We start from the raw sequence: 3,675 nt of genomic DNA on the forward strand, positions 1-3,675 counted from the left end.
CTCGACGGCGCCGATCGAGCGATTTAGAGCCACTGCCGGGGCTGACGTACACTTGCCACGCCCGACCGCCCGCGGTCGCGGCCCACGCTGCCCGAGGCAGCCGCCGACACTGTAGAGTCGAGGCGTTCGTGCGGTCCGCGATTCGTGAGACGGCACGGGTGGCCGGGAGACCGGCCAAAGGGGCGTAGCTCAATTGGCAGAGCAGCGGTCTCCAAAACCGCAGGTTGCAGGTTCAAGTCCTGTCGCCCCTGCCCTTCCCGCCAGCCACAGTCGACCCGGAGGTAACGCGTGAGTCAGGATCGCGACGACGACACCAGCGGCGCGCGCGGTTCCGACGGCGCGGCCGGTACCACCGGTGCCGCTGTTCCGACGGGCTCTGCTGTTCCGACAGGCAAAGCCGGCCGGAGCGACACCACCGTCGCCAATCGGGTCCGCACCGATGCGGACACCGCGGAGGACACGCGGGCCAACCGCGCGAATCCGTTCCAGTACATCGGGCAGGTCATCGAGGAGCTGCGCAAGGTCATCTGGCCCACGCGCAACCAGATGGTCACCTACACCATCGTGGTGTTCCTGTTCCTGATCTTCATGACCGCGCTGGTCTCCGGCGTCGACTTCGGCGCGGGCAAGCTCGTCGAGCTCGTCTTCGACCGCTGACACCCGCCGCTGGAGGTCCGGGACGAGATCCGGACCGCCGAACTTCGAGAGGACCGCAATTTCAGTGAGCGACATCGAGCAGAGCCCCGAATCCGAGGACGTCGAGCAGAGCCCGGCTGCCGCCGAGCAGGCCGAGACCGCGGCGGATGCGGTGCTCGGTGACACCTCCGCGGACCCCTCCGACGTCGCGGTCCCGCCGACCGCCGAGGCCGTGGCGGATGCCATCGACGCGGTCGCCGGCACCGATGAGGACGCCGACGAGGTCGCCGACGTCACCGATGAGGCCGACGCCGCGGAGGGATCCGAGTCGGCAGAGGCCCCCGCCGAGGAGGCGGCGCCCGCGATCGATCCCGTCATCGCCTTCAAGCGCCAGCTGCGCAAGCTCCCCGGCGACTGGTTCGTCGTCCACTCGTACGCCGGGTACGAGAACAAGGTCAAGGCCAATCTCGAGACCCGCGCGGTCACCCTCGGCGCGGAGGACAAGATCTATCAGGTCGAGGTCCCCATCGAGGAGTACACCGAGGTCAAGAACGGCCAGAAGAAGGTCGCCAACCGCAAGGTCCTGCCCGGCTACGTCCTGGTGCGTATGGACCTCGACGACGAGTCATGGGGTGTCGTCCGCAACACCCCCGGCGTGACCGGGTTCGTCAGCGCGACCGGCGGTGCGGCCGGTGCGCCCACCCCGCTCTCGCTGAGCGACGTGGCCAAGTTCCTGGCGCCCAAGCCGGAGAAGAAGGCCGCCACCCCCGGTGGCGAGGCCGACGGTGGACTGGTCCCGCAGACCGTCGAGGTGGAGTTCACGGTCGGCGAGTCGGTCACCGTCATGGACGGCCCGTTCGCCACCCTGCCCGCCAGCATCTCCGAGGTCGATCCGACCTCGCAGAAGCTCAAGGTGCTCGTGTCCATCTTCGGTCGCGAGACCCCGGTGGAGCTCGGATTCTCCCAGGTGGAGAAGATCGACTGACCAGCGCGATCACCCCGACGGCCCGCCCCGCGCACACCGCGCGCGGCGGGTCCCGTCGTTTCGGGGATCGCGCCACGGTGCGCCGGATCGGATTAGCCGTTGCACGTCGATTGCACGTAGACTCTCCAAGGTTGTGCCTGCGCCCCCGCATGCCCTGCCCGACGGGCGGGCCTGTGGGGAGCGGCGCACACGACAGTCGGCCTCCCACGTGTACAGCGTGGAGCCGAGATCCAGTCGAAGAATCAGGAAGACGATGCCTCCGAAGAAGAAGAAGGTCTCAGGGCTGATCAAGCTCCAGATCAACGCCGGCGCAGCCAACCCGGCACCGCCGGTCGGCCCGGCTCTGGGTGCCCATGGTGTCAACATCATGGAGTTCTGCAAGGCCTACAACGCAGCCACCGAGAACCAGCGCGGGAACGTCGTGCCGGTCGAGATCACGGTCTACGAGGACCGTTCTTTCGACTTCAAGCTCAAGACGCCGCCGGCCGCCAAGCTCCTGCTCAAGGCCGCCGGCCTGCAGAAGGGTTCGGGCACCCCGCACTCCGCCAAGGTCGGCAAGGTCTCCATGGACCAGGTCCGCGAGATCGCGCAGACCAAGATGGAGGACCTCAACGCCAACGACGTCGACCAGGCCGCGAAGATCATCGCCGGCACCGCCCGCTCCATGGGCATCACGGTCGAGGCCTGACCTCCACCACCACACATCACCGTGGGAGGGCAGCTCAGGCCCGCACCACACCCGACCGTCGCAGAGAACACGCGGCAGGAATGGAACTCTCATGAGCAAGAACAGCAAGGCCTACAAGGCCGCAGCTGACAAGGTCGACCGCACCAAGCTGTACTCGCCTCTGGATGCCCTGGCACTGGCCAAGGACACCTCCTCGACGAAGATGGACGCCACCGTCGAGGTCGCCATGCGACTTGGCGTCGACTCCCGCAAGGCGGACCAGATGGTCCGCGGCACCGTGAATCTTCCCAACGGTACCGGTAAGACCGCCCGCGTCATCGTCTTCGCCGCGGGCGAGAAGGCCACCGAGGCCGAGGCCGCCGGCGCCGACGTCGTGGGCTCCGACGACCTCATCGAGCGGATCCAGGGCGGCTGGCTCGACTTCGACGCCGCGATCGCCACGCCGGACCAGATGGCCAAGGTCGGCCGTGTGGCCCGCGTGCTCGGCCCGCGTGGCCTCATGCCGAACCCCAAGACGGGCACCGTCACCATGGACGTGACCAAGGCCGTCAGCGACATCAAGGGCGGCAAGGTCACCTTCCGCACCGACAAGGCCAACAACCTGCACTTCATCGTGGGCAAGGCGTCGTTCTCCACCGAGCAGCTCACGGAGAACTACCAGGCCGCGATCGACGAGGTCATGCGTCTCAAGCCGTCCTCCTCCAAGGGCCGCTACCTGCAGAAGATCACCGTGTCCACCACGACCGGACCCGGCATCCCGGTCGACCCCTCGGCGATCTCCAAGCTCCTCGAGGCGGGCACCGACTCCCAGTGAGTTGATCCCCCGGTAGGAGGGCCCCGCGACCGTTCACGGCGCGGGGCCCTTCGCTGTCAGGGATGTCCCGGCCGTCATACCCCGGCCGTCATACCCCGGCCGCACCCGCGGGTACCGTCATCGCCAGGATCTCCCAGGCCGCCATGGGACCCGGCACACCGCACCACACGGCGGTCCCGGATGCGGAAGGACACCCCCATGAACACGCGGTCCAACGGAGACGTGGCAGTGCGCGACGTCGCCCTGAGGGACGGACTCCAGCTGACGGAGGGGCGACTGGGTACCGCCGGCAAGGTTGAGCTCGTCCGCACGTTGCTCCGGTCCGGCGTCCCCGAACTCGAGGTGGGGTCGATGGCCAGGCCGGACCTGGTCCCGGCGCTCGCCGACACGCTCGACGTGATCGTCGCCCTGGACGAGGCCGAGCGGGACCGCTGCTGGGTCTGGGTGGCCACGCCCGGCCACGTGCGGCGCGCCGCCGACGCCGGGGTGAGGCGATTCCAGTACTGCCTGTCGGTGACGGACGCGCACAACCGGGCCAACATCGGCCGGGAC

Annotated in this window: 4 protein-coding genes, 1 tRNA gene and 1 pseudogene; all 6 read left to right on the top strand. The window is 68.5% G+C overall.

The window, feature by feature from the left end; all coding sequences use genetic code 11:
• Positions 1–178: 178 nt before the first annotated feature.
• Positions 179–251, top strand: a tRNA-Trp gene (locus G6021_RS01585).
• Positions 252–288: 37 nt separating this feature from the next.
• The gene (gene secE, locus G6021_RS17825; protein ID WP_179523170.1) at positions 289–657 is read left to right on the top strand and encodes a preprotein translocase subunit SecE; all 369 of its coding nucleotides are present in this window, start codon (positions 289–291) and stop codon (positions 655–657) included.
• Between the two features lie 64 nt (positions 658–721).
• A complete protein-coding gene (gene nusG, locus G6021_RS01595) occupies positions 722–1,621 on the top strand; it encodes a transcription termination/antitermination protein NusG (protein ID WP_179523169.1) in 900 nt (299 codons plus the stop codon).
• 253 nt (positions 1,622–1,874) lie between these two features.
• Positions 1,875–2,309 (top strand): 50S ribosomal protein L11, encoded by a 435-nt coding sequence (rplK, locus tag G6021_RS01600; protein ID WP_095717641.1) that lies wholly within the window; start codon positions 1,875–1,877, stop codon positions 2,307–2,309.
• Between the two features lie 91 nt (positions 2,310–2,400).
• Positions 2,401–3,123: a 50S ribosomal protein L1 gene (rplA, locus tag G6021_RS01605; RefSeq protein ID WP_179523168.1), complete on the top strand. Its 723-nt coding sequence runs from the start codon at positions 2,401–2,403 to the stop codon at positions 3,121–3,123.
• 198 nt (positions 3,124–3,321) lie between these two features.
• Positions 3,322–3,675 (top strand): annotated as a pseudogene (locus G6021_RS01610) (hydroxymethylglutaryl-CoA lyase); the annotation flags it as partial.

This window comes from Dietzia sp. CW19 (genome assembly GCF_014145265.1).
GTDB lineage: Bacteria > Actinomycetota > Actinomycetes > Mycobacteriales > Mycobacteriaceae > Dietzia > Dietzia natronolimnaea.

Excerpts from the sequence above, each read along its gene's own strand:
- rplK (WP_095717641.1), top strand. The coding sequence starts at position 1,875 with ATGCCTCCGAAGAAGAAGAAGGTCTCAGGGCTGATCAAGCTCCAGATC.
- rplA (WP_179523168.1), top strand. The coding sequence starts at position 2,401 with ATGAGCAAGAACAGCAAGGCCTACAAGGCCGCAGCTGACAAGGTCGAC.